Annotated in this window: 27 protein-coding genes and 1 riboswitch; of the genes, 26 read left to right on the forward strand and 1 reads right to left on the reverse strand. The window is 29.8% G+C overall.

The window, feature by feature from the left end; translation table 11 throughout:
* The 4 genes from CLVI_RS10305 (at position 1) to CLVI_RS10320 (ending at position 4,820) form a co-directional block, all read left to right on the forward strand.
* Positions 1 to 291 carry a PTS sugar transporter subunit IIB gene (locus CLVI_RS10305; protein ID WP_106060045.1) on the forward strand — a complete coding sequence of 97 codons (291 nt, stop codon included), beginning with the start codon at positions 1 to 3 and terminating at the stop codon, positions 289 to 291.
* A 3-nt stretch (positions 292 to 294) separates the two neighbouring features.
* Positions 295 to 1,665, forward strand: coding sequence for a PTS ascorbate transporter subunit IIC (locus CLVI_RS10310; protein WP_106060046.1), 1,371 nt, complete (start codon positions 295 to 297; stop codon positions 1,663 to 1,665).
* 66 nt (positions 1,666 to 1,731) lie between these two features.
* Positions 1,732 to 3,822 carry a BglG family transcription antiterminator gene (locus CLVI_RS10315; protein ID WP_106060047.1) on the forward strand — a complete coding sequence of 697 codons (2,091 nt, stop codon included), beginning with the start codon at positions 1,732 to 1,734 and terminating at the stop codon, positions 3,820 to 3,822.
* Between the two features lie 200 nt (positions 3,823 to 4,022).
* On the forward strand, positions 4,023 to 4,820 hold the full coding sequence (locus CLVI_RS10320; RefSeq protein ID WP_106060048.1) for a hypothetical protein: 798 nt from the start codon (positions 4,023 to 4,025) through the stop codon (positions 4,818 to 4,820).
* A gap of 58 nt (positions 4,821 to 4,878) precedes the next feature.
* Here the strand turns inward: CLVI_RS10320 and CLVI_RS10325 are convergent, their stop codons facing one another.
* The gene (locus CLVI_RS10325) at positions 4,879 to 5,337 is read right to left on the reverse strand and encodes a helix-turn-helix domain-containing protein (protein ID WP_106060049.1); all 459 of its coding nucleotides are present in this window, start codon (positions 5,335 to 5,337) and stop codon (positions 4,879 to 4,881) included.
* A 344-nt stretch (positions 5,338 to 5,681) separates the two neighbouring features.
* Here CLVI_RS10325 and CLVI_RS10330 point away from each other — a divergent pair, with 344 nt between their 5' ends.
* The 22 genes from CLVI_RS10330 (at position 5,682) to CLVI_RS10430 (ending at position 26,087) form a co-directional block, all read left to right on the forward strand.
* The gene (locus CLVI_RS10330) at positions 5,682 to 5,906 is read left to right on the forward strand and encodes a hypothetical protein (RefSeq protein WP_106060050.1); all 225 of its coding nucleotides are present in this window, start codon (positions 5,682 to 5,684) and stop codon (positions 5,904 to 5,906) included.
* A gap of 240 nt (positions 5,907 to 6,146) precedes the next feature.
* Positions 6,147 to 8,471 carry a PAS domain-containing sensor histidine kinase gene (locus tag CLVI_RS17870; protein ID WP_242980651.1) on the forward strand — a complete coding sequence of 775 codons (2,325 nt, stop codon included), beginning with the start codon at positions 6,147 to 6,149 and terminating at the stop codon, positions 8,469 to 8,471.
* Between the two features lie 26 nt (positions 8,472 to 8,497).
* Positions 8,498 to 9,115: an NUDIX hydrolase N-terminal domain-containing protein gene (locus CLVI_RS10340; protein WP_106060051.1), complete on the forward strand. Its 618-nt coding sequence runs from the start codon at positions 8,498 to 8,500 to the stop codon at positions 9,113 to 9,115.
* Between the two features lie 143 nt (positions 9,116 to 9,258).
* On the forward strand, positions 9,259 to 12,918 hold the full coding sequence (locus tag CLVI_RS10345; RefSeq protein WP_106060052.1) for an efflux RND transporter permease subunit: 3,660 nt from the start codon (positions 9,259 to 9,261) through the stop codon (positions 12,916 to 12,918).
* Positions 12,911 to 13,519, forward strand: coding sequence for a TetR/AcrR family transcriptional regulator (locus tag CLVI_RS10350; protein WP_170065641.1), 609 nt, complete (start codon positions 12,911 to 12,913; stop codon positions 13,517 to 13,519). Before CLVI_RS10345 ends, CLVI_RS10350 begins: the two co-directional genes overlap by 8 nt.
* Positions 13,520 to 13,631: 112 nt before the next feature.
* Positions 13,632 to 13,711: riboswitch (cyclic di-GMP riboswitch) on the forward strand.
* Positions 13,712 to 13,858: 147 nt separating this feature from the next.
* The gene (locus CLVI_RS10355) at positions 13,859 to 15,085 is read left to right on the forward strand and encodes an ice-binding family protein (RefSeq protein WP_207655359.1); all 1,227 of its coding nucleotides are present in this window, start codon (positions 13,859 to 13,861) and stop codon (positions 15,083 to 15,085) included.
* Between the two features lie 488 nt (positions 15,086 to 15,573).
* Positions 15,574 to 16,029 (forward strand): LytTR family DNA-binding domain-containing protein, encoded by a 456-nt coding sequence (locus CLVI_RS10360; RefSeq protein ID WP_106060054.1) that lies wholly within the window; start codon positions 15,574 to 15,576, stop codon positions 16,027 to 16,029.
* Position 16,030: 1 nt separating this feature from the next.
* On the forward strand, positions 16,031 to 16,729 hold the full coding sequence (locus tag CLVI_RS10365; RefSeq protein ID WP_106060055.1) for a LiaF transmembrane domain-containing protein: 699 nt from the start codon (positions 16,031 to 16,033) through the stop codon (positions 16,727 to 16,729).
* 247 nt (positions 16,730 to 16,976) lie between these two features.
* Positions 16,977 to 17,456 carry a DUF6323 family protein gene (locus tag CLVI_RS10370; RefSeq protein ID WP_106060056.1) on the forward strand — a complete coding sequence of 160 codons (480 nt, stop codon included), beginning with the start codon at positions 16,977 to 16,979 and terminating at the stop codon, positions 17,454 to 17,456.
* A 6-nt stretch (positions 17,457 to 17,462) separates the two neighbouring features.
* A complete protein-coding gene (locus tag CLVI_RS10375; RefSeq protein ID WP_106060057.1) occupies positions 17,463 to 18,818 on the forward strand; it encodes a DUF6179 domain-containing protein in 1,356 nt (451 codons plus the stop codon).
* A 296-nt stretch (positions 18,819 to 19,114) separates the two neighbouring features.
* Positions 19,115 to 19,987, forward strand: coding sequence for an aldo/keto reductase (locus CLVI_RS10380; RefSeq protein ID WP_106060058.1), 873 nt, complete (start codon positions 19,115 to 19,117; stop codon positions 19,985 to 19,987).
* A 157-nt stretch (positions 19,988 to 20,144) separates the two neighbouring features.
* Entirely contained in the window at positions 20,145 to 20,474 is a 330-nt protein-coding gene (locus tag CLVI_RS10385) for a PadR family transcriptional regulator (RefSeq protein WP_106060059.1), read from the forward strand.
* Entirely contained in the window at positions 20,471 to 21,013 is a 543-nt protein-coding gene (locus CLVI_RS10390; RefSeq protein WP_106060060.1) for a DUF2812 domain-containing protein, read from the forward strand. Before CLVI_RS10385 ends, CLVI_RS10390 begins: the two co-directional genes overlap by 4 nt.
* A gap of 80 nt (positions 21,014 to 21,093) precedes the next feature.
* The gene (locus CLVI_RS10395; RefSeq protein WP_242980654.1) at positions 21,094 to 21,669 is read left to right on the forward strand and encodes a DUF2812 domain-containing protein; all 576 of its coding nucleotides are present in this window, start codon (positions 21,094 to 21,096) and stop codon (positions 21,667 to 21,669) included.
* A complete protein-coding gene (locus tag CLVI_RS10400) occupies positions 21,666 to 22,175 on the forward strand; it encodes a GNAT family N-acetyltransferase (RefSeq protein WP_242980653.1) in 510 nt (169 codons plus the stop codon). The genes CLVI_RS10395 and CLVI_RS10400 overlap by 4 nt, the downstream gene beginning before the upstream one ends.
* Positions 22,176 to 22,238: 63 nt before the next feature.
* On the forward strand, positions 22,239 to 22,376 hold the full coding sequence (locus CLVI_RS17475; protein WP_170065642.1) for a hypothetical protein: 138 nt from the start codon (positions 22,239 to 22,241) through the stop codon (positions 22,374 to 22,376).
* A gap of 198 nt (positions 22,377 to 22,574) precedes the next feature.
* Entirely contained in the window at positions 22,575 to 23,042 is a 468-nt protein-coding gene (locus tag CLVI_RS10405; protein ID WP_106060062.1) for a MarR family winged helix-turn-helix transcriptional regulator, read from the forward strand.
* Positions 23,008 to 23,883, forward strand: coding sequence for a hypothetical protein (locus CLVI_RS10410; RefSeq protein WP_106060063.1), 876 nt, complete (start codon positions 23,008 to 23,010; stop codon positions 23,881 to 23,883). Before CLVI_RS10405 ends, CLVI_RS10410 begins: the two co-directional genes overlap by 35 nt.
* A gap of 54 nt (positions 23,884 to 23,937) precedes the next feature.
* Positions 23,938 to 24,789 (forward strand): hypothetical protein, encoded by an 852-nt coding sequence (locus tag CLVI_RS10415; protein ID WP_106060064.1) that lies wholly within the window; start codon positions 23,938 to 23,940, stop codon positions 24,787 to 24,789.
* 404 nt (positions 24,790 to 25,193) lie between these two features.
* Positions 25,194 to 25,391, forward strand: coding sequence for a transcription initiation factor TFIIIB (locus CLVI_RS10420; RefSeq protein WP_106060065.1), 198 nt, complete (start codon positions 25,194 to 25,196; stop codon positions 25,389 to 25,391).
* Between the two features lie 134 nt (positions 25,392 to 25,525).
* Positions 25,526 to 25,744, forward strand: a complete 219-nt coding sequence (locus tag CLVI_RS10425; protein WP_146127325.1) for a hypothetical protein — start codon at positions 25,526 to 25,528, stop codon at positions 25,742 to 25,744.
* A gap of 175 nt (positions 25,745 to 25,919) precedes the next feature.
* A complete protein-coding gene (locus tag CLVI_RS10430; protein WP_106060067.1) occupies positions 25,920 to 26,087 on the forward strand; it encodes a DUF4177 domain-containing protein in 168 nt (55 codons plus the stop codon).
* Positions 26,088 to 26,200: the final 113 nt, after the last annotated feature.

The raw sequence follows: 26,200 nt of genomic DNA on the forward strand, positions 1-26,200 counted from the left end.
ATGAAAATAATAACTGTATGTGGAAATGGGATAGGAAGTAGTCTTATGCTTGCCATGAAAATACAAGAGATATGTGATGAGGAAAACATAAAAGTGGATGTGGAATCTTGTGATGTTACTGCTGCCACAGGAAAAGTGTGTGATATGTTCGTAACAGTAAAAGAATTAGCAGTTCATTTTCAAGCTGATAAGACTGAGATCGTAAGAAGCTATATAAATAAGAAAAAGATAAAAGAAGATGTTTTAGACGCTATTAAGTTGAAATACGAAATAATAAATGGGGGGGAATAGAATATGGAATCTATTTTAAGCTTTGTAAAGGATTTCTTGAGTCAACCGGCATTATTAATGGGGATTATGGCTTTTATAGGACTAATGGCATTGAAAAGACCAGCACATAAAGTTATGACTGGAACATTAAAGCCTATTCTAGGATATTTAATGTTAGGAGCTGGAGCAGATTTTATAGTTGCTAATTTAAATCCATTAGGAGAAATGATTCAAAAAGGATTCAATATAACTGGTGTTATACCAAATAATGAAGCTATAGTATCAGTTGCACAAAAAATACTTGGTGTTGAAACTATGTCAATACTTGCACTTGGTTTAGTAGTAAACCTTTTAGTTGCTAGATTCACAAAGTTTAAATATATATTCTTAACTGGACATCATAGTTTCTTTATGGCTTGCTTATTATCAGCAGTTTTACAAACAGCTGGATTTACAGGTGGGGTATTAGTTGCTATAGGTGGAGCTTTCTTAGGAATAATAAGTGCTATATTACCTGCAATAGGGCAGAAGTATACATTAAAGGTTACTGATGGTGATGATGTAGCTATGGGTCATTTTGGTAGCTTAGCATACTATATTTCTGCTTGGATAGGTGGAAAAGTTGGTAATCCTGAAAATGATACAGAAAAAATTAATGTTCCTGAAGAATGGAGTTTCTTAAGAGATACAACTATTTCAACAGCTTTAACTATGATGGTGTTTTACGTAGTTGCTGCAATAGCTGCAGGCCCTGAAGTTGTAGGCGAATTATCTGGTGGAACTAATATGATCTTATTTGCATTAATGTCAGCAATGAAATTTGCAGTAGGAGTGACTATTGTTTATGCAGGAGTTAGAATGATATTAGGAGATTTATTACCTGCATTCCAAGGAATTGCAACAAAGATAATTCCAAATGCAGTTCCAGCAGTTGATTGTGCAGTATTCTTCACATATGCACCAACAGCTGTAGTTATTGGTTTTGTTGCTAGCTTTATAGGCGGAGTTATAGGTATGGTCCTCATCGGATTTGCTGGAGGAGTATTAATAATTCCAGGACTAGTTGCACATTTCTTCTGTGGAGCAACCGCAGGAATATATGGGAATGCTACTGGTGGTAAACGTGGTGCTGCAATTGGGGCTTTTGTAAACGGTCTTTTAATAAGCTTTATACCAGCATTGTTATTACCGGTACTTGGAAGCCTAGGTTTTCAGAATACAACATTTGGAGATTTTGACTTTGGTGTTATAGGTATAACTATTGGAAAGTTATATGAGTTCTTTGGTAACTTTGGAGTATTAGCATTATTAGGTATACTTATATTAGTAGTAATTGTTCCTAATTTTATGAAAACAAAATCAGAGGTAATAAATAATAACAGTATTGAAAATTAAGGTAAGAAAATTATAATTTAAAGCAAGGTGTAAAATCCTTGCTTTAACTTGGTTAGGAGGTATTTAATGTTAAATAGTAGATGTATTGAAACATTAGAATTATTGTTAAATTCTGAAGAATTAATAACAGTTGATGATTTATCAAATAGATTTTCTATATCTAATAGAATGATTAGATATGACATAGATGGAATAAATGATTTTTTAAAAGAGAACAATATAAGCCCGGTAATTAAAAGACCTAATTTTCCATTAAAATTAATTATTAGTAAAGAGGAAAAGGATAAGATATTATATTTAATTAATAACTTAAATACGCAGATATATATTTTATCTACAGATGAGAGAGTTGGAATGATTTTATATGAATTATTAAGTTCAGAAAAAGAATGTACTTATAGTATTTTGCAAGAAAAATTATCTGTTAGTAAAAGTACTATAGTGTCTGATTTAAAAAGGGCACGAGACTGGTTAAAAAATTATACTATAGCTATAAATAAATATAGTAACAAGGGAATTCTTATAGTGGGAGAGGAAAAGGATATTAGACATGCACTTACTAATTTATTAATATCTAATAGTGATTACAATATAATAGAAATATTAGAGAAAATTTATTGTAGAGAAAATACGAGTATCTTAAATAAAATTCAGAGTACAGATCTATCTACAGATAATATAGATTACATAAAAAGAATAATAGAGGCCTTAGAAGAAGAGTTTGGATCATTTTCAGATGATGATTTCATGAGCCTTGTAATAAATCTATTTATTATAATAAATAGATCTAAAATTAAGAAAACAAATACCAATAGCGGTTTTTATAATGTAATAGAAAATGATTATAGGAAAGAATTCTTAGCAGCATATAAAATAGTTCAACAATTAGAAGAGAAATTCAGGATTGATATAGATAAAGAAGATATTAATTATTTAGTTACTAGAATATTATCCTGTAGCAATAATAACAATAGTGATATATTTAATTCCATAGATTATTATGAAGCATGTCTAATGGCAGATTCAATTATTATTAACATAAACAAAGAATACAAGGAATCCTTTAGTATGGATATGAAGACATTTGAATCATTTTTAAATCATTTAAAAGGCCTAATATTTCGATTGAAATTTAAAGTAAAGACAAAAAATCCTATAATGGATCTGATATTAACAAATTATAAAGATGAATTTAATTTAGGAAAACGTTGTTGTGAATTTATAGAGAAAAAATATAATTGTGAGTTAAGTGAGGATGAATTAGGATATATAGCTATGTATATATGTGCCACTTTGGAAAGATGCAAAAAAACATCTAAGGTGAGAAATATATTAATAGTTTGTTCAACTGGATTTGCAACTGGAAGATTACTCGAAGCTAGAATTAATAAGAATTTTGATGTAAATGTAATAGGTGTTACCGCCATACACACAATAGATAAATACTTAGAGAATGAAAATATAGAACTTATAATATCTACGATAAAAATAGATGAGAATTACAGAGTTCCAACAGTTGTAATATCTCCAACATTTAGCAGGGATGATATAAATATTTTAACAGAAATTTTAGATTATAAGCCTAAACAAGAAAATACAGGAATAACAAAAGATATACTAAATATAATATCTGATAATTGTATAATAACAGATAAAGACAAGCTTATAAAAGATCTAAATGACTTTCTAAATGTGGAGACTAAAAAGGGTATAAAGCTGAGTGAATATTTACAGGTTTCTGATATTCAACTAAATTTAGTAGCTAGTGACTGGAGAGACGCGATAAGATTAAGTGCTAAACCTCTCCTTAAAAGAGCAGTTATATCGAATGACTATGTGGATGCAATAATAGAAAATGTAAATAGATTAGGTGCGTATATAGTAGTAGACGAAGGAATAGCAATTCCACATGCAAAGCCAGGTAAAGATGTTACTGCCTTCGGTATTACTATAACTACATTTAAAGAACCTATACAATTAGGTGACCATAAAAATGTAAGATTATTTATTACTTTAGCGACTATAGATAAAGAAAGTCATATTGAAATAATAACTCAAATAATGAAATTGATAGAAGATGAAGTTTTTGTTCAATATTTATTAAATAGTGATGATGAAGAAGCGGTTTATAGAAAGATACAAGAATTGAAGATATAATATTGAAAAGCAATAATCGGATAAAGTGTATGTCACTTTTACCGATTGTTTTTCTTTGTACATTTAGATTAGGATTAGGTGAAATCTCAAGCATAACAAGGTAGATGGTGAAAGTTATGTTATGATTAGCATGTAAATGAAACATAATATAGTACACGATTAAAAGTAATAACTAATTAAAAGGGGACTTAGCTAAAAATATGTCTAAAGAAGAGGTTGAAATGAATAAGAATAATAACGATAATACTGATGTTGATCAAGATAAAGGGTACACCGTTAAAATGGAAAAAATTATAGAGGAAGATTACCCTATCACAGAGGAAGAAGAGATACAGGAAGACTATACGATTAGGATGGAGAAAGTTATAGAGGAAGATCATACTGATAAGATAGATAAAGAGACTAAATGGACTAAATTTAAGGAACTGGTTGGCAAAGGGCTTACTAATTGTGCAAAGAAAATCGGGAAATATATTGCTATTTGTGGAAAGAAAATTAGGAAATATACTATTATTTGTGCAAAAGAAGTTGGAAAATATACAGTTATTTGTGTGAAAAAAGTTTCTGAATTTACTTCTGCTTGTGCAAAAAAAATATCTGAAACTAAATTTTCAGGTATCATGAATGCTAAGTATAATGAAGTATATGGTAAAGTGCGTGAGGCCTTAATTAAGATTGATTGCAGGTTAGATCGCACCAATGAGACTAAAGAAGTAAAAGTAGTAGAAGAACCTAAAGAATCAGAAGACTCTGTTACTACCTTAAAAGCAAAGAATGTAACAATTAAAAAGACTAGTACCTTATTTATATTGATTTTAAAAAAGACTTTTGCATTAGTTAAATGTATTGCTGTGTTCATTTTGAATACTGTTATTATACTTTGTATTTTAGTTGCAAGAGTTATATATTATCTTGCTAAAGAAATCATTTATGCTATTAAAGAAATAGTGCTGAGACTCAAAGATGATGTTACTACATGGTATCAATCAAAGGTATAATAATGCAGAAAATAAATTAAAGAAGAAAAAATAACAAGGATATATATCTTTGTTATTTTTATTTTTTTGTATTTCTCTTTTTATTTGTAAGTTTTGCTACACCTAATGCAAATTCTATGGCAGTTAGAAAACTATCAACTGCTGCAGGTGAAAGCTCACTGCCATCATTAAAGATAAAAGCTGAAGGGTTGTTTTCTAATTCAGATTTTATTTCGTCCATCCTTTGGTCTAATGATATCTTGTCTGTTGTAGTCAGATTTTCTTCAAATTCTTTTTTATCAAATTGATTTATTGGAATGTAATCAGCTGCTACCATTAATTGTTCAAGAGTTATATTGTTTTGTGCATTATGTGCGATTTTTTTCAATGTGGCAGGAGTTGGAATTTGGGAGTTTTCATTGTTTAATATCTTAGATAAGTTCCCTGGACTTATACCGCATGTTTTAGCAAACTTAGTTAAAGATCGGGTTCCTCTGGCTAGTTTAATTAATTCTATTAGCTCAGGAAAAATAGGCATATAAGTTCAACTCCTTCTACATTATAGGTATATTATATAGCAGGAGTTTCATCTATGCAATATTAATTACTAAAAAATGGAAAAATAACTCTTGCATTTATTAATACATAGGCGCTATACTTGGTTTATAACAGAAACGTTTCATTGATGAAGGGGAGGAGGAAATTATTGATAAAGGTAGATAAATACTAAAAAGCCTGTATATAGTAACTTTAAAGAGAATATGACTAGATAGAAAATACAATGAATATACCTATTATTAGAGTAGATAAAGTAAATAATTGCTAGATTCTTGTATGAATGAAATGGGTGTATTCTGTATTTATTTGAGAGGGGTAAAGATTATGGGAGATAAAAAAGCTGCTATTTTTAAAATTGACAATGAGATGGAACTTATTAAAACTAATATTGCTTTAGGACATAGAGATTATAGGTTTGATATGGAGAGACGGGAGTTATTAAAGAAGAGTTCAAAGACACAGGATAATATAATTAACAAGATAGCTAAAGCTAATAGGGAAAAAGACTTTTCCATGATTTTGTTTAATGATAATACCAGAGAAAATTAATTATGCAAAGAGGAGATAGTGGAGACGTCTTAAGATAACTGGTGTTTTTTGATGAATTAATATCAAATATCTTTTGATCCTCTACTATTTTGGGAAATAGCAAATAATTTGCACAATATGAGTATATTTGTTAGAATTTAGTTATTAAGGTAATTTAATTAGAGGTAAGCATTATATAGATAATTAAAAAAAAGGCACTAGCGCTTGATTAAATTAAAAGAAAAAAATGGGGGCTATATAGTGAAAAATACTTTTAATAACGGAATAAAACAAGCTTATTTATATTCGTGTAATAGCATTATAACAAAGGTTAATAAAAATTTTATTGATTTAACGGGCTTCACAATAGATGAGGTCCTAGGTAAATCGCTTATAGAAATAGAGGTTATGCTGAAAATTAATTCGCAAATTACAATTGATAATATAGATAGTAAGTATTCAGGATATATATTCACAAAGTCTCATGCTCCAAGAGAAGTGACTATATCACTTTTACAAGGCAGAGAAATAAACGAAAAAATATACACTTTTGTTGAGAAATTAAATTCCAGACTTGAGGACAAGCTTATTTTTGTGGAACAAACATTTATGGATAACATTTCAGGGGCAGCTATTTATAGTGTCCCTGATTTAATATTACTTAAGGCTAATAAAAAATATCTTAATTTTATGTATCCGCCTTTTAATAGAGAAGGAAATAGTATAGGTAGATATATTAGTGAACTTGTAATTGGATTTATAGGAAGTAAATCTGAAGTTGTTTGGAATGATGTTCTTAAAACACAAAAGACTAGCCACATAAAAGAATTTGAATTTCATAGGTTTGCAGGAGGCATAGTTTATTTTGATTCCTGGAAAACACCTATATTTGAAAAAGGAAAGATGAAATATATATTTGCAACTGCTATTGATGTTACGGAAAGAGTTTTAAAAAATCAAAATATAGAGACCAAAAATAAGATAATAGAGGAACAAAAAAATGAACTTGAATCTATCATAGAAAATATATCTAATGCTATCTCTATTTTCAATAAAAAAGGACGGTTTATATCATTTAATAAATCAGCAAAAGAGATGTATCCTAATTCAAATAAATATCTAGACAAGGTAAGTGATGGCTATACCAAAGCTGAAATTCATGATATCTATGGAGAGAAAATTGACCTAAAAAATACCCCAGCTTGTAGAGTTATGAGGGGTGAAAAATTTAAAAATATGAGAACAGTAATAAATTTCCCACACAAAACATTACAATTAGATGTTAGTGGAATACCTATTTATGATAGGAAAGAAAAATTTGCTCTAGGGGTGCTCTGTAGTCGAGATATGACAGATGATTTTAATAAGCAAGAAGTTATCATAAGCAAGTATGAATTAATGAACAGAATAATAGATACTTTTGATTTGCCTGTTGTTAGGGTATCATGCCCAGAATTAAAAATTGTAGGTATTAATAAGAAGGCATTTAGTATAACTAAGTCGCTAAAGCCTGATATTATATCAATGGATCAATTAAAAGGAAGTACCATTGAAGATTTATATAAACCGTTAAAACCATTTGATATAAGTAAATATCACAAGTATATTGATCAAGTGTTAAAAGAGAAGAAAACTAAATATTTGAATAAAAAAAGTCATTTAATAAATGGAAAACAGGTATATTGGAATATTATCCTTGAACCTATTCTTGAAGTAAATGAAGAAATACAAGAGATATTAATTGTAGTAATAGATGTTACAGCTGAAACAAATTCTAATTTAGTCATGGAAAACACATTGAAATTACAGGGAGAATTTCTTGCGAATATATCCCATGAACTTAAAACTCCACTAAATGTTATATACTCAGTAGTTCAGTTATTTAGCATGTATTGCAATAGTGATTCGCTAGATAAAAATAAGAAGCCAATTATTAAATATATAGAATCAATGAAGAAAAATTGCTATAGATTATCTAAGCTTATTAATAATATAGTTGATTCATCAAAAATTGAAGCAGGTTTCTTTGAATTGAATTTATCAAATAATAATATAGTAGAAGTTATAGAAGAAATAGTGATGTCTGTAACTAATTTTACTGAGATTAAAGGCTTAAATATTATTTTTGATACTGATACAGAAGAAAAAATTATTGCGTGTGACCCAGAGAAGATAGAGAGAATAGTATTAAATCTTATATCAAATGCAATAAAATTTTCAAATCCTGGTGATGAGATATTAGTAGATATTAAGGATAAAGATGAATTTGTTGAAATATCAGTAAAAGATAATGGGATTGGTATTAAAGCCAAAAACTTGGGGATAATATTTGATAGATTTAAGCAGGTAGATAAATCTCTCTCAAGAAATGCAGAAGGCACAGGGATTGGATTAAGTTTAGTTAAGTCTATTGTAGAATTACATGGCGGTAGTATATCTGTTGAAAGCGAATTAGGGAAAGGAAGTAAGTTTACAGTTTTACTTCCTACAAAAGAAATGGGACAAGAAAATATGTTGCCTCTTAGTAACCTGAAAAATATAAATGAAACGATAAAAGTGGAATTTTCAGATGTTAATTTATATTAAAAACAATATATTAAGGAGGGATAAATGTGGAACCAAAATGGCTTAGTTGGGCTAAACAGCTACAATCAATATCACAAGCAGGATTGACATATTCAAAAGATAAGTATGATATCGAAAGATTCCAACAGATTAGAGATTTATCAGCGGAGATATTAAGTGAATATACCGGAATTAACAATGAAAAAATAAAAGATTTATTCTGTAATGAAACTGGATATCAAACACCTAAAGTAGATGTTCGAGGGGTTATTTTTAAGGATGATAAGATATTGTTAGTTAAAGAAAGTGTTGATGGATGCTGGTCAATGCCTGGGGGATGGGCAGAAGTTAACTTATCAATAAAAGAAAATGTAATAAAAGAAGCAAAAGAAGAGGCAGGAGTAAATGTAGTTCCAAAAAAATTAATAGCAGTATTAGATAGAAATAAAAATAATGTGCCTGTATTTGCTTATGGAATATACAAAATATTCGTACTTTGTGAGTTAATAGATGGTGACTTTGAAAAAAATATAGAAACTGAAGAAAGTGGATTTTTCTCTTTAGCAGATTTGCCACCACTATCGTTAGAAAGAAATTCAAAGAAACAAGTAGAGATGTGCTTTGAGGCAAAATCACAAGATAACTTTTCTACCATGTTTGATTAGCAATATTAAATTAATTAGGAGGGGTTAACCTTACTTTTTTTTTCTTTGAATTCAACAAATTTTATTGAATTATCATATTTTACATGGTAATATATACAAATACCGACTGGTCAGTCGGATTGTATTTATTAGGGGGAAATGTGATGCTTTCAAAGTTTAGTGTAAAAAAACCTTTAACTATTGTTGTTTCTGTGATATTAGTTGTTATTTTAGGTATAATATCTTTTACTAGTATGACTACTGATTTACTACCAAAAATAGATTTGCCTTATGTAGTAGTTATGACAACGTATCCAGGAGCAAGTCCTGAAAAAGTTGAGATTGCAGTTACAAAGCCATTAGAACAAGTTTTATCAACAACTAGTGGTATTAAAGGAATTAATAGTGTTTCAAGTGAGAATTCAAGTATGCTTATTCTAGAATTCAATCAAGAGGTAAACATGGATAGTGCAATGATTGATCTTAGTGGAAAAGTTGATCTTGTTAAAGCTCAATTAGATGTTGAGGTTGGATCACCAATGCTTATGAAATTAAATCCAGATATGCTTCCTATTATGGTAGCTAGTATTGATGTAAACAACCTAGATATTAATGAGACATCTAAGCTAGTTAAAGAAGAAATTATGCCGGTATTTGAGAGAATTGACGGAGTCGGTTCAGTTGAAGCTACAGGTTTATTAGAAGAGAATATTAAGGTAACATTAGATAGCAAAAAGATTGATGATCTTAATAATAGAGTTTTAAAGTCTGTTGATTCTAAGCTAGCTGAAGCAAAAGCTCAAATAGATTCTGGAAAGGCTAAGGTAGCTGATGGAAAAATTCTATTAGCTAAGGAAAGTGCAAGTAAAACTGAGCAACTTGTAGATGGAAGTATGGCTTTAGAAACTGGGAAAGATCAACTTGAATCCGTACTTACAGACTTACCTAAACTACAACAGGATTTAGAAACTCAAAGGGCTGAGTTAGTAATTCAAAAAACTACACTGGAGGCATTAATTAAGTGGCAAGAAGAAAACGAAATACCTGTAGTGGAGGAAGAGAAAACTGCTTTAGCTCAATTTAACGATGGAATTAAAGCTATAGATGAAGGTTTAGTATCAATTAAAGAACAAAAACCTACTTTAGATGCAAAACTCAAAGAAATAGTATCCAATGAAAAGAAACTAGAAGTTGGAAAACTTACTTTGAATCAAGAATTAACTAAGGCTGCTGTAACTTTATCTACTGCTGAAGCAGAGTTAGAAAAGGCTACAAAGGAATTTGAGAGTGCACGAGATGAAGCATATGAAAAAGCTAATTTAAGCGGTACCATAACTAAAGATATCATAAGTAAATTATTAATGGCTCAAAACTTCTCTATGCCAGCAGGTTATATAAAAGAAGGAAATGAACAATATATTGTAAAAGTTGGAGATGAATTTACAAGTTTTGAAGAATTAAAGAATTTAGCACTTTTTAACATAGATGTTGATGGAATAGGGGAAGTTAAGATTGAAGATATAGGGACAGTTGAATACGCTGATAATGCAGAAGAAATGTATGCTAAAATCAATGGAAATGATGGAATTATTCTTTCTTTTCAAAAGCAAAGTACTGCATCTACCTCAAAAGTTTCTAAGAAAATAAATGAGAATATAGAGACATTAATGAATGATAATAAAGATATGCACATTACCCCTTTGCAAGATCAAGGAGTATATATTGATGTTGTTATCGATTCTGTTTTAAACAACCTTTTGCTTGGAGGAATTCTTGCAGTTATTATACTACTTATTTTCCTAAAGAGTATAAAACCAACTATTATTATAGCTTTCAGTATTCCTATAAGTTTATTGTTTGCTGTTACTATGATGTATTTTAGTGGTGTTACTATGAATGTTATATCTTTAGCAGGACTGGCCTTAGGGGTAGGAATGTTAGTTGATAATAGTATAGTTGTAATTGAAAATATCTATAGATTAAAGAATCAAGGAATGAGCTCGGCAAAGGCATCTGTAAAAGGCGCAACACAGGTGGCAGGAGCTATTGCTGCATCAACACTAACTACTATTTGCGTGTTTTTACCAATTGTATTTACACAAGGTATTTCTCGTCAATTGTTTAGTGATATGGGACTAACTATAGCATATTCACTTATAGCAAGTTTAATAGTAGCTTTAACTTTAGTACCAACCATGGCATCAACAGTTCTTAAGAAAGATATAGAAAATGAAAACAAATTTTTCAATAAGATTGTTCATGTATATGAAAAGGTATTAGCTGTATCGCTTAAACATAGAGCTATAGTATTAATTACAGTTGTAGTTTTACTTGCAGGTAGTGCCGTATTAACTATTGCGAAAGGAACTATTCTAATGCCAGAGACAGATAGCACTCAAATTTCAGTTTCTATGGAAATGCCTAAAGGTTCTGATTTAAATGAAACTAGGGAAATGAGTAATACTTTAGTAGATAGAATAACTTCCATCCAAGACGTTGAAACCGTTGGAGCTATTCAGTCTGGTGGTATGGATACTGCATTACTTGGTATGTCAGGTGGAAAAAGAAATGTATCATTATATGTATTACTAAAGGAAGATAAGGATTTATTAAGTAAAGAGGTAGGGGAATTAATCGCAAACGTCACTTCGGATTTAGATTGTGACATAACAATAAATACATCAACAATGGATATGTCTGCACTAGGGGGATCTGGAGTTGAGGTGATAATTAAGGGAAATGATTTAGATAAATTAAGAGAAATAAGTAGAGATGTTACAGAAACAGTAGAGGGAACAGAAGGAACTAAAGAAGTTTCGGATGGATTAGGAGAATCAACCGCTGAAACGCGTATAACAGTAGATAAAAACAAGGCCATGAGTTATGGATTAACAGTAGCACAAGTATATCAAGATATAGCCATTGCAATTAAAGATGAAACTAAAGCAACTACATTAAATGTTTCAGAAAAGGAGTATCCAATCATTTTAATAGATGATCAAGAGAGCAAAATAAACAGAGAAAGCTTAAAATATCATACCTTAACTGTAACTAAGGATGGTGTGGAAGAGGAGATATCATTAAGTGATATAGCTACAATAGAGGAAGCAGAGAGTCTTTCGTCAATTAGGCGTGAATCACAGGTTCGTACTTTATCAGTTAAAGCAGCTATAGATAATGATCATAATGTTGGGCTAGTAAGTGATGAAATCGAGAGAAAATTAGAATCCTATGATGTACCAGAAGGTTATTCAGTAGAAATCGGTGGAGAAAAAGAATCCATAAATGATGCATTTACTGATTTAATTAAGATGATTGCATTAGCTATAATTTTCATATATCTAATTATGGTCGCACAATTTCAATCACTATTATCACCATTTATAGTACTGTTTACAATTCCATTAGCTTTTACAGGGGGATTCCTTGCACTACTTATTACAGGATTTGAATTAAGTATGATTTCTATGCTTGGATTTTTAATGCTCTCAGGGATTGTAGTTAATAATGGTATAGTTTTTGTAGATTATGTTAATCAATTAAGGCTTGAAGGTATAGAGAAGAAAGACGCATTAATTCTAACTGGAAAAGCTAGAATTCGTCCCATTCTAATGACAGCTTTAACAACTATTCTTGGATTATCTACATTAGCCATTGGAATAGGCATGGGGGCAGATATGATTCAGCCTATGGCTATAGTAACAATAGGTGGATTAACTTATGCAACTATGCTTACATTATTTGTAGTTCCAATAATGTATGATTTACTCCACAGTAAAGAACTGAAAGTAATAATAATAGAGGAGGAAGATAAACGTGTATAATACTAGCTACTCTGAAAAAGAAATATTGATATTTAATGGGGTAACTAAGTTAATAAATGAAGGGGTAAGGCTTCATGCAATTAAGGTATCTGATATTGCTGAAGCTGCAGGAATAGGTAAAGGAACAATTTATGACTATTTTAAATCGAAGGAAGATATTTTAAAAAAGTCATTAATATATAGTATGGATATGGGGATTTCTGAAGTGTTAAGTAAAATTAATAGGGTAGATGGATTCGAAAAAAAATGCTACATACTTTTTGAAATAACAGAAGTCTGTGTACGAGATTATCATTCTGCCGCTAACCCCTTATTTTCCAGTATAAGCCCCTACGAATTTAATGAATTAATAAATAATGATATAGAATGGGTAGATGAAAGAGATAAACTTTTAAGAGAGATTGTAAAATCCCTTGTATTATTAGGGTTTAATGAAGGATTTATTAAAAAACAAGAGGATAAAGAATATGCAATTACTGTTTTTGTAAGTGTATTTATGGGGTTTCAGAATATAATAAGTTGCAATACTAAAAACACTAGAGACGATATTGAAGCAGCTAAAAAGAGATCTTATAAGCTACTTATAAAAGGATTAAATTAAATTCACAAATAAGCTTCAAAAATTATTAGAATATATAAACAATGTGACAATATATTGCAATATACTCCAATATATAGTATGTTTAGAGTGTCTTAAGATTATCTTAAGCTTTTCCGATCAATAGCAAACTTATCGAAAGGTAAGGACGCAAAGCTAAAGGGCCTTTCAATTGAATGGTAGCCAGCTGCCGAGCTAAAGCTTTTTTTTCTTGCCCAAAAATAAGAATTTTAGCTCCATAGAACGGTTGAGTTTTAATTTAAGGTTGAAAGGAGTGAATGCTAACTTTACAGAAATCTAGAATTACAACTTTTTAAAGAAAAACAACTTAGGAGGAGAATTATGAAGAATAAAATATTCAAGAAATTATTAACAACTTTTTTAACGTTAGGTATGGTATCGCTTTCATTTAGTTCTGCATTTGCTTATGTGCCAACAGTTCTTACATCAGGAAACACAGGGACTGAGGAAAATGATACACAATTAGTGGTGACAAAGCCTGTAAACCTTGGTACTTCTGGAGATTATGCGATTCTAGCAAAAACAGGAATTTCTACTGTACCTAATTCTGTTGTTACTGGAAATATAGGAGTTAGTCCAATTGATTCAACTGCAATTACTGGATTTTCTCTAACTTTGGATGCAACTACTGAATTTTCACATTCAGCTCAACTTATAGGACAGGCGTATGCTCCGGATTATGCGTCTCCAACTCCTAGCAAACTTACTACAGCAGTAAGCAACATGGAAACAGCGTACACAGATGCTGCTGGACGAGCTCCTGATTATACTGAATTGTATACTGGGGACATTAGTGGTCAAACACTTACAGCTGGTGTTTACAAATGGGGTACCGGTGTTTTAATAAATTCAGATGTTACACTTAATGGTGGAGAAAATGATGTTTTCATTTTTCAAATAGCTGAAGGAATCACCCAAGCTAGTGGAACTAATATTATCCTAGCAGGTGGAGTACAAGCCAAGAATATATTCTGGCAGGCAGCTCAAACAGTTTCTATTGGCAGTGATTCACACTTTGAGGGAATAATACTTGGTAAAACAAATATTTCTTTAGGAACTAATGCATCAATAAATGGTAGACTGCTTGCACAAACTGCAGTTACTTTAATTAAGAGTACAGTTGTAGCTCCCGCCAATACTGTAGATGTAACTACAATGTCACAATTAGAAGAAGCATTAGCAGCTGGCGAAACAGACATTACAATTGCTAAATCAATTCCTAGCGGTATGTCTCAAGTTATAATTCCATCAGGAACTACACTTAGAGATTACTGGAAAATTGGTTTTGGTAATGTAGTTGTAGTAAATTCAGGTGCTAATTTAAGATGGGGTGCTGGAACAGTAGACAACCTATTAGTAGGTGATGTTAACAGTAGTGCACTTATAAAATTAACAACTGGATCAACTCTTACTATTACAGGTGCAGAAAATGATAAAATTGAACTATATGTAATTAATGGAACGGCAATATATAAGGGTTCTATAATAACTGGTATAGTTGAAATTCCTGATGAAAATCAAAATGTAACTGATGTTACAACTATATAAGTAAATACTATTATTCGTAAATTAGTATATTAAGAGAAGCTTGCCCTCGATATGGGGGACAAGTTTTTTTAGTGTAATAAAAACAAATACAATTTATTACATTACATAATTGGTTTATAAGAACAGTTATGTAATGTTGAGAATATAATAAAGTATAAAGTAAAAAAGGGGGTAAATAATATGTCAGGTAATAGATGTTGTAGATGTCGTAGATGCTGCAGGAATTGTAGGTGTCGTAGAGGTTGTGGATTCTTCCCATTTTTCCCGCTTTTCCCACTTTTATTTTTCTTGTAATTCATAACTTCACTAAAAATAGTGGCTCCCAATTACGATGGAGCTACTATTTTTTTATATTATATTGAAGAACAATTATTTAGCAAGATCTGTATAAAAACATACCACTTATAAGCAATAACTAACTACTTACTGTTATTATATTTACAATGGAAAAAATAGTTAATATAATAGAAAATGTGGAGAGTGAAAATATGAAAATACGAATTGAAGTAAATAATAAAATTAAAGAAAATGAAGTTATTATTAGATGTAGTGAATTAAGTGAAGATGTCAAAAATATTAAAATTATGCTTGACGATATGTTATCACACAAGAAAAATATAACTTTTTACAAAGGTGATGCTGAGTATTATCTGTCCTTGGAAGAAATTTTATTTTTTGAAACTGAAGAAAAAGGGATTTGCGCACATACCATAAACAATATATATGCCGTAAAATATAAGCTTTATGAACTTGAAGAATTCTTGCCAGGATATTTTATGAGAGTTTCAAAATCAACAATTTTAAATACAAATCATATTTACTCCATAACACGTAGCATATCATCATCAAGTAAGGTTGAATTTCAAAATACTCATAAACAGATATTTGTTTCAAGATATTATTATAGACCATTAAAAATTAAATTATTAGAAAGGAGTAAATAAGATGAAAAAAGAGAAGGCTTTTTGGGGATTGGTACTTATATTAGGAGGGATTTTCTTGATTATAAGTAAGCTTGGATACTTTCCTGATGTAAATGTATTTAGTATATTGTTAACAGTTTTTTTAGTAGTAGTTATTGTGAAAAGTTTGCTTAAAATTAATTTTGCAGGTATTCTATTCCCCATTGCATTTATTTGTATAATATATGATAAACAATTAGGGATTACAGATATTACACCTTGGACTGTATTGATTGCAGCACTACTTGGTAGTATTGGTCTCTCTATGATTTTTAATAAACATACTAAATGGTTTAATACCAAACATAATGATGATGATTATAAGTTTGAGAAAATTGATGTAGAAGACGAAAGTAATGTTAGATTTAAGACTTCATTTGGTGCTAGTATAAAATATATAAATACAGATGAATTTGAGCAAGCAGATTTTAATTGTTCTTTTGGAGCTATGAAGGTATATTTTGATAATGCAACTATGAGTAACGACAATGCTATAGCTAGGATTAATGCTTCTTTCTCAGGAATAGAATTATATGTACCAAAAACCTGGAATGTTGAGAATAAAACTAATGTAACTTTAGGCGCTGTTAGTGAAAAAAATAAGAATGATCAAATACCAACAAATACTTTAATATTAGTTGGTGATATTACTTTTTCAGGAGTAGAAATAATCTATATCTAATTAAGAAGAGGGAAAAATATGATTTTATAATAGAATGTTATTATGTGGAAATATTTGAGCTTAATAGGGTAAAACTTAAAAAAAAGAGTATCTTCGAAATTGAAGATACTCTTTTTACGTTAAACTACATTGACAATAAAAATTGCCAATGCTATAATAAACTATTGTGACTGCAATATGAGCGTATTTATTAATTATAGCATACTTGGAGTCACATGTCAATAAATATTTTAAAGGGGTTTTGAAATTGAAAGAAATTATCAATTTATTTGAAAATAACTTACTAGAGACGCAAATATTTAATGAAATATTTAATGAAATATTTAAGTGTAATGAACTTACAAGTGAATATGGATTAATGCTTCATGATGAGGATGTAAAAGAAATTGTTAAAACAAGAAATAGAGCACTAGAAAAAAGTGGGAGAATAGAATTTAATGGTCAAATCATAAATAAAATTATTATATCCTTTCGTGATTCCCCATATATATCACAATATAATTACAGTGATACAATAAACGAACTTGTAGAAATTTTTTATAATTATAAAAATGAAACTTTAGATTATATAAGTGATGATGAATTAATAGAAATCATGAAGGAGCATTTTGATAACTATTGCCAAGGATCATTAGAACTTTTAGAGGGAAGAGTATTATATAAAATCTCTGATAATATAAGACGTGGAGTGAAAGATTATACAAATATTGATAATGAAAAGGACTGATAAGTTATGGGTAAGAGTAAAAACATTCAAAAATATAGTTTTTCTATAGAGAATAACGTCAGTCAGGAATATTTTTTTAAGGATATTTTGGTGATTTGTTATGAGAAAAAGTTATTAGATGATATGAGTTTAAATAGGATATCTTATGAAAGAATAGAAATTTTAAAAGTGCAATTGAAATATTATACAAAAGATGAAAGCAGTTCAGTTATGGTAGAGGTAGTAGAAAGTATAATGCAGTGTATTGATTATACAATGGGAATTTATTTGAAAACTTTCGATAGTATAGAATTAATAATAGAGGAATTAAAGAACTTAAGTTTAGCTTATATTCTAAAAATGGGGCACGATTTAATCAAGAAAAAGACAGTAGAGAGCAAAAAGCTGCTAGATAAAATTCATGATAATAAGCTTAAAGTTGATAATTATTCATATAACGATACTATAGATTATGGTATTCCATTGTTTTTCAAAGAATATGAAGACTGTTTTGCAGCTCATGAGACTCCAGGATCAATAGATTATCAACTTTACATAGATAATATGAATTATATAGGTATTGAGTATATAAATAATTATTTAGAGACATTAACCTTAGAAAATGAGTTTTGTTATAACTTTGATATTTATGAAATTAATGAATTATTAAAAGGATATGATATAAATTGCGAATTATTACTTATAAACATATTTGAACTAGTATTGATTAATGCAGTAGGTTTAATAATTTGTGGTAAATCTTTAAAAAATCTTAATATTAATAGTATAGATAGAGAACAGATAAGTAATAAGTTAGGCAAATTATCCTTAGAAGAGTTAGAAGGAGAGTTGTTAAAATATGCAAAAAGATGCTGTGAAAGTTTAGAGATTAAAAACGAAGTATTAATAGATTATATTAGAAACTCTACATTAAAAATAACTTCATTGATAAATAAAAGCATTGAACTTAATAAATTAGAAACAGTATTTATATCATTTTATGAAGATAATGATAATGAATTTATTGAATATATAGATGGTAAAAAATTAAGCAACCCTGTATTTAGAAAATTAATTAGGAAAATTAGAGAATGTTCTTCAATTCAGGATAAAGTTGCATTAATTAAAAATAATATTAAGAGTCTAGAAGATTTAGCGGATATGTTAGATGCTGAATGCTTATTTGAAGATGAATATATTATATGCTTCAAAAGCTTATCACAAATGGAAATTATTCTTCTATCAAAATATGTATCTAATTTAAGTTTGGAAAATGAATATGAAAGAGAATGGTATTTTGAATTCACTAAGTATATTTTAAGTTTAAGTGAAAAAGAACAAGTGACAATTATAAATCTTAAAGAAAGAATACACTTAATTTAAGTAGATAAAACTAAAGAAATCGTAGAATATGAGAAGGGGCCTGACAAATAATTTTAAATTGCAGCAGTAAAATATGCACCGGTGAAGGAAACTTGCAAAATTGGCGTTTTACAGGGATTCAAATTTTTTTGGAGAAGCTCTTGACTTAGAGTTAACCTTATATGTTATAGTTTACATGAGAATAAGGTGGCAGAGTCAATAATAAAAAAATAAATATAAAAAAGGGAGGATTAACTGGTTTAAGTGATGATGTGAAAAATTGATTTTATTCGATTTTAGAAACCAGGATTGATTTTATGGATAAAAGAAAGTTTGGTAATACAGGTTTTGAGATTACCCCAGTAGTATATGGAGGGATTGTTTCAATGAGAGATGGTCAGGAGGCGTCTGACCAATATGTATCATGGGCTATTGATCGTGGAATCAACTATTTTGATGTCGCTCCAACCTATGAAGATGCGCAAGAAAAACTAGGGATTTCACTTATGCCCTATCGTAAAAATATACATCTTGCCTGCAAAACAGGTTGCAGAATGAAAGTGGATGCGCAGAAAGAATTTGAAAAGTCTTTTAGTTTGCTTCACACTGATTATTTTGATGTATATCAGATGCATGCACTAAAAAAAGAAGAAGACGTGGATAAAGCATTCGGTGTTGGTGGCGTTATGGAAATGATGGTAAAAGCAAAGGAACGTGGCTTGGTACGAAATTTAGGAATTACCTGCCATAATGAAGCAGTTGCTCTAAAAGCAATGTCACTTTATGATTTTGATACTGTGCTATTTCCTTTAAATTGGCATATGAATATAGGCCATGATATGGGAACACAATTATGTAAAACGGCAAAAGAAAAAGGTATGGGTCTGCTTGGTATGAAAGAATTGATAGAACGTGCCTGGTTTAACCCAGATGAACGGGAAAACTCAACCTTTCAAAAATCTTGGTGCAAACCAATAGATCTCGAAAATAAGGAATTGCGCCTTGCCGCAATGAAATATACACTTAGTCTTGGAGTAGACACCTTGATTCCACCCGGAGATTTTACGAATTTTTCATTTGTTGTTGAAAATATTGAGGAATGTTTGAAGAATCCTTTGACTGAGGCTGATTTAACATTTTTAAAACAATATTATGAGAAAGTTAAGGATCATCCTTTCTTTAAAGTATAATTTTACCCCAGAGGTGTTTATGTAAAATAAAATAGCAATAGGAGCAGTACTAACCATAAGCGGTTTTACTGCTCTTATTTTTTGGAAACTATTGACAAGTATATCGGTGCCCGTTACAATACATATATCGGAAGATGATATAACGGAGGAAGATATAATGAGCAATATTAAAGGGAATATAGTACTAACTGAAGCTGTTTATTACATTCTTTTATCACTCTATGTTCCAATGCATGGATATGGAATAATGCAAAATATTATTGAATTAAGTGAAGGCAGAGTTAATCTCGCAGCCGGAACGCTTTATGGTGCAATTAACACTTTGCTTGAAAAAGAATTTATAATAGCACTTGCTGGCAAAGTCAATTCACGTAAAAAGGAATATGAAATTACTGAATCTGGCAAAGTGGTTATAAAAAATGAAATTGAAAGACTGCGTGAACTTATTAAAAATGGCAAAAAAATTGCAGGGGGCATAGAAGAATGAGATACACAGTGCATAAATGGTTTTGGGTATGGGATTTTGAAAAAGAGGAGAACTGGTTAAATGAAATGTCAGTAAAAGGACTACAACTAGTTGCAGTTGGATTTTGTAAATATGTTTTTGAAGAGACTATTGAAGGTGAATACGCATACAAATTAGAACTTTTAGAAAATGTGCCATCAAATGCTGAAAGCATCTCATATATTAGTTTTCTTGAAGAAACAGGAGTGGAGTATATTGGATCTTTAATGCGTTGGGCATATTTTAGAAAAAAGGTGGCCTATGGAGACTTTGAGATCTATTCTGATATTGACTCGAAAATCAAGCATTACAAACGGATTAGGTTCTTGATTCTTGCTGTAACATCAATGAATGTAGTGCCTGCTTTTTCTTACTTATACAATTATATAGAGAAGAGACATTCGGTAAATTTTGATTTTAAAATTTTCTCTTTCCTTATAACGCTTTTACTTGGATTTGGAATATTAAAAGTATCAAAGAAAATTAGCAAGTTAAAAAAAGAAAAAGCAATTAGAGAATAAAGATAACAAAAAAAAATTCTGACTATTGAATTAAAAGGAATTGAACGTTTATATAAGAATAAAAGGGGGGAATATGTGTGATGGAATCTAAAATAGAAAAGAAGAACTTTGGTATTGCAGAATTTACACAACAAGAAAAGTGGTTAGAAGAACAGCACAAGAATGGATGGCGCCTTATTAAAATTAATGGAATTAAATACAGGTTTGAAAGATGTGATGTTGATGAGTGGATTTACCAGCTTGATTTTAAGGGAAATGGTGTAGCAGAGGAAGACTATATTCAGATGTTTATGGATTGTGGCTGGGAGTATGTATTACAGCATGATAAATGGTGCTATTTTCGAAAGAAAAAAGAAGTCGGGGCTGATTTATCAATTTTTAACGACAGGTTTTCAAAAATAGATATGTACAGCAGAATGCTTAAAAGTCGTCAACTTATAGTTGCCATAGCTTTGTTTGCTATTGCGTGTGTAATAGAATATTTCACAATATTTACTAATGCCTTTAAAGGAGATGGAAACGGTCCTTGGGTCGATTTTTGGAGTGGTGCATTGCCATGGATTGGTATAGCACTTCTTGTGGCTACTTATTTTTCAGTTGATCAATATATAAAACTCAGAAAGATGGTAGAAGAGTTAAAATCGTCTGAGGAATGAGTAAAGAGGAAATTGAAGTTGAATATATAGAAGGAAGTGATTATATGGAGTTAATTAAGGCAACGCAAAAGCATTTTAATATTGTTAAGGATATTGTCTGCAATACTATAAACGATATTTATCCCAATTACTATCCGAAAGGGGCTGTTGACTTTTTCTTAACTCATCATTCGGATGAAAATATTAAAAATGCAATTCAAAAAAATGAAATCTACTTATTATTAGAAGGAAATAATTTTGTTGGAACAGGCAGTGTAAAAGAAAATGAAGTATGTAGATTGTTCGTTTTACCCCAGTATCAAGGTAAAGGTTACGGCCACAAAATAATGGATATCTTAGAAAACCTTCTATTCAAATCATTTGATGAAGTGACATTGGCTGCTTCGTTTCCTGCGTATAATATGTATATTAAACGAGGATATTTCCCAATAGATTATCATAAGATATTGACAGAAAACGGTGATTATTTATGCTATCATGTAATGAAACGTATACGTCAAAAATGAACATAATCTAAATAATATTCTTAAAGTAATTGAATTTAATTCAATAGGGATAATGGGTATGTTGTGAATACTAACGAGATGGAAGAAAAACTTAATAAACTAGGGGAAGTAGGATGGGAAGTTGTTTCTGGATATACTACTACACGAGATTTTGGAGCTAGTCGTAGAGTAATATATACTTTAAAGAAAGAAGCCATATAAATAGTGAAATTAATTATAACTATGGTGGAAGAAGATAAAATTTTCTTTAGTGCATTTAGGTAATACTAGTAGAGAAGCATTTAATACACAATATACTAGAATATGGATAAAAAAGAATTGACAAACCAATGAAAAGGTAATATATTATGTTTAAAGGTAATACATTACCTATTTTATTTTAGTAATTAGGAGGCAATTATGAGCAAACTTGAAATGATGGATGATCGTAAATATTTATTTGGATCAATTTTTATACTCTCTAACAGGATGGACACTTCGCTCCAAAGAGAATTTAATCGATTTGATATTACAACAAAGCAGTGGTTTTTATCAGTTATTATAGACAATTTATTTGATAATCCACCTACAATGAAAGAAGTTGCAAATGAAATGGGAAGTTCTCATCAGAATGTGAAGCAGGTTGCTTTAAAGCTAGAGAAAAAAGGATTATTGATTTTAGAAAAGGATAAAAGAGATACTCGTGCAACTAGACTTAAATTGACAGAGAATAGCTATGAATTTTGGAAAATGATTAAAGAGGAGGGGGCTGTGTTTACTGAAACATTGTTTAAAGATATAGATGACTTGCAAATTGCAAGAAAAGTGATACAGACCATGCTGTTACATATTAATGAGATGGATAATAAAAGTGAAGGAGTTGAATAACATTAGTGTTAAACCAAAAGAGAATAAAACTCTGTTATATTTAACAATTCTAATAGTTATACTCACTGCAACATGCAGCAGTATAGGTATTTGGCATGAACAATTATATTCTAAGGAAACTGTGGGTTCGTTGGCACAATGTATTGGACAAGATATTTCAAATCTATTCTTTATATCGCCCATTCTTTTAGCTTCTGCTTTTTATGCCTCAAAAGGAAATAAAATTGCGAAAATTATTTGGATTGGTACAATAATCACCAATGTTTATACTTATTCTATCTATTGTTTTGCCGTTCATTTTAATTTTTTATTTCACTTATATTGTTCGATACTAGGATTATCTATTTTTTCTGCACTTATTTTTTTTGTTAAATATATTAATGAAGACTTTAAAAATTGGTTTACAGAAAAGGTACCTACTAAAACAATTGGGCTTTTTTTATTTATAACAGCTTCCATGTTTTCTGTTCTATGGCTCTCTACTTCACTTCCAGCAGTATTAACTAATACAGTACCGGAGGGTATAATAAAGGATAATTTATTTACAAGTCCGGTTCAGGTTTTAGACTTTTCTTTTTACTTACCATTAATGTTTATTTCTTCTGTCATGGTGATTAAAAAGAAAACATTGGGGTATCTTCTTGCACCAATGATGATAGTTCTTATCATATTAACCTATATAAATATTATTTGTTTAATGATTGTTACAATGCAAAAGACCCTTTCTAATGATATACCAATAATTATTGATTTATGTATAGTTACATTTATTTGTATATGTTTTTTGTATTTATTCTTGAAAAATATTTCAGAGAGTTCACAAAATGCGAAAAGGTTATAATCATATGAATGTAATGATTAATAAGATGGCTAAGAAATAGTAAGGGGTGAAAAAATGAATAACATTATTATTAAAACTAAAAATGACAAAAATATATTATACTTCACAATTCCAATAGTTATACTCATTGCAACATGTAGTGGTATAGGAATATGGAATCAAAAATTATATTTAAAAGAAACTGTAGGTTGGCTGTCACAATGTATTGGGCAGGATATTTCTAATCTGATTTTTGTATCGCCTATTCTTCTAGCTTCTGCTTTTTATGCTTCAAAAGGAAATAGAAATGCAAAAATTATTTGGCTTGGGACCATGATTACCAATATCTATTCTTATGCTATTTATTGTTTTGCTGTTCATTTTAATTTTTTATTTCTAGCTTATTGTTTGATATTAGGATTATCAAATTTTTCAGTAATAAATTTTTTAGTTGAGAATATTAACGAGGACTTTAGATCTTGGTTTACAGAAAAAACACCTACTAAAGCAGTTGGGATATTCTTATTCATAATAGCTTTCATGTTCGCTTTTTTGTGGCTTTCTGATTCCCTACCTGCAGTGTTAACTAATACAGTACCAGAGAATATTATAAAGGATAATTTATTTACAAATCCTATTCATGTTTTAGACTTTGCTTTTTACTTGCCATTAATGTTTATTTCCTCTATCATGCTGATTAAAAAGAAAGCGCTGGGATATCTAATTGCACCAATGATGATGGTTTTTGCGCTATTAACCAATGTGAATATTATCTGTTTAATGATTGTTACAATGCAAAAGACCACTTCTAATAATATACCGATGATTATTGGGTTTGGTATATTTGCATTTGTCTGTTTAGTTTTTTTATGGCTATTTCTGAAAAATAGTTTATATATTAAAGATAGTTATGGGGGTAAAGGGTAGATTTAAAGTCACATATTTAAATAATTAATTAGGATACCGCAGGTTCAACGATGATATGCGGTATTTTTGCTGCTCAATACTAGAAAGCTACGTCGCAAAGGAATTAAGAGTAATGTAGAATTGAGTATTTAGAGAATAGGAAGCAGGAGATATTCTTAGGAGAATAAGAATTGTGGATACCTTACTGTTTGGTGAAATAATAGAATGTTTACATAATATGTTATAATATGAATATAATTGTTTAGATTGAGCTGGGATGGTAGGACGAACTAAGTATTTTAAGGAGAGGGATAACTTTGAAATAAATAAGAATATTTACAAATGGAAGTATGTTTGATTTAGCGGAAGACGTAAATTACAATATAAACAATATTTGTAAAAAATAAAAATAGGAGGATAATTTTATGGAGAACAATAATGGATGTCCAGTATGTGGATGTACAGAAATCGGTAAAGGAAAATTAATAGGTCATGCAAACATGATCCCAGTTGATAAATTCTTTTCTGGTGGTTCTGAAATAGTTGCTGATATTTGTACAAAGTGTGGGCAAGTTCTATCTTTAAAAGTCATAAAGCCAGAGATGTTTAAGTTGAAAAAATAAGCTACAGTTGTTATTTCTGATTTAGTATAAAATTGTAACTTTAAATAAGCAGTAAGGTGATTTGCATAGTAAGAGTATTCTTAGATTGTTTCACTGGGGTAGGGGTTAGTTCATGTACTAAATCTAAGTTATTAATGAAAGGATGTTGTAAAATGATTGATGTTATTATTGTTATTGTATTAATTTTAGGAATTATTATTTCTGTAGTAGGTTTGAAAAAACAGAATAAATCATTTAAGTATATAGGATTTATATTTATTATTTTGTGTTTAATTTATATAGTACCACAATTCTTAGAGGGCTTTATAAATGGGGCTTTAGCTCCTAATATTATCCGAGTCTTCGTACCCTGAAATTAGGTTATATGAACTTAAGGCAATACGTCCAGATTCAAGGTTATAAAAATGGAATCACAGATCAGGATTTATATTCTCTACAATAATATCTGTATTGCCAAGTGCGTTGTTATACCCTCTTTGGACAGCACTTCTAATATGATAGAATGGAAGAAAAAGGAGAGGCTTTTGTATGTATGAATATAAAGTTTTTAAATGGAGATTTGATTTAAGTAGTGCTAAGGAATTAGAAGTTGAACTTAATAAATATGCAAAAGATGGTTGGAGAATATTTAACATAACAACAAATTTAAAAGGAAGTTTGATATCCTGCTGTTTAGAAAATGGCGTTAGAGTATAATTTTAGTAGGCAAAGGTAGCAAAAAAATAAAGGAGATGTAAAAACATCTCCCCAATACATAAATTATCCATTATAATTTTATTGCTAAGATAAAAAGAATGGAGTTGGATTTA

It is taken from the genome of Clostridium vincentii (genome assembly GCF_002995745.1).
In the GTDB taxonomy this organism is placed as follows: Bacteria; Bacillota; Clostridia; order Clostridiales; family Clostridiaceae; genus Clostridium; species Clostridium vincentii.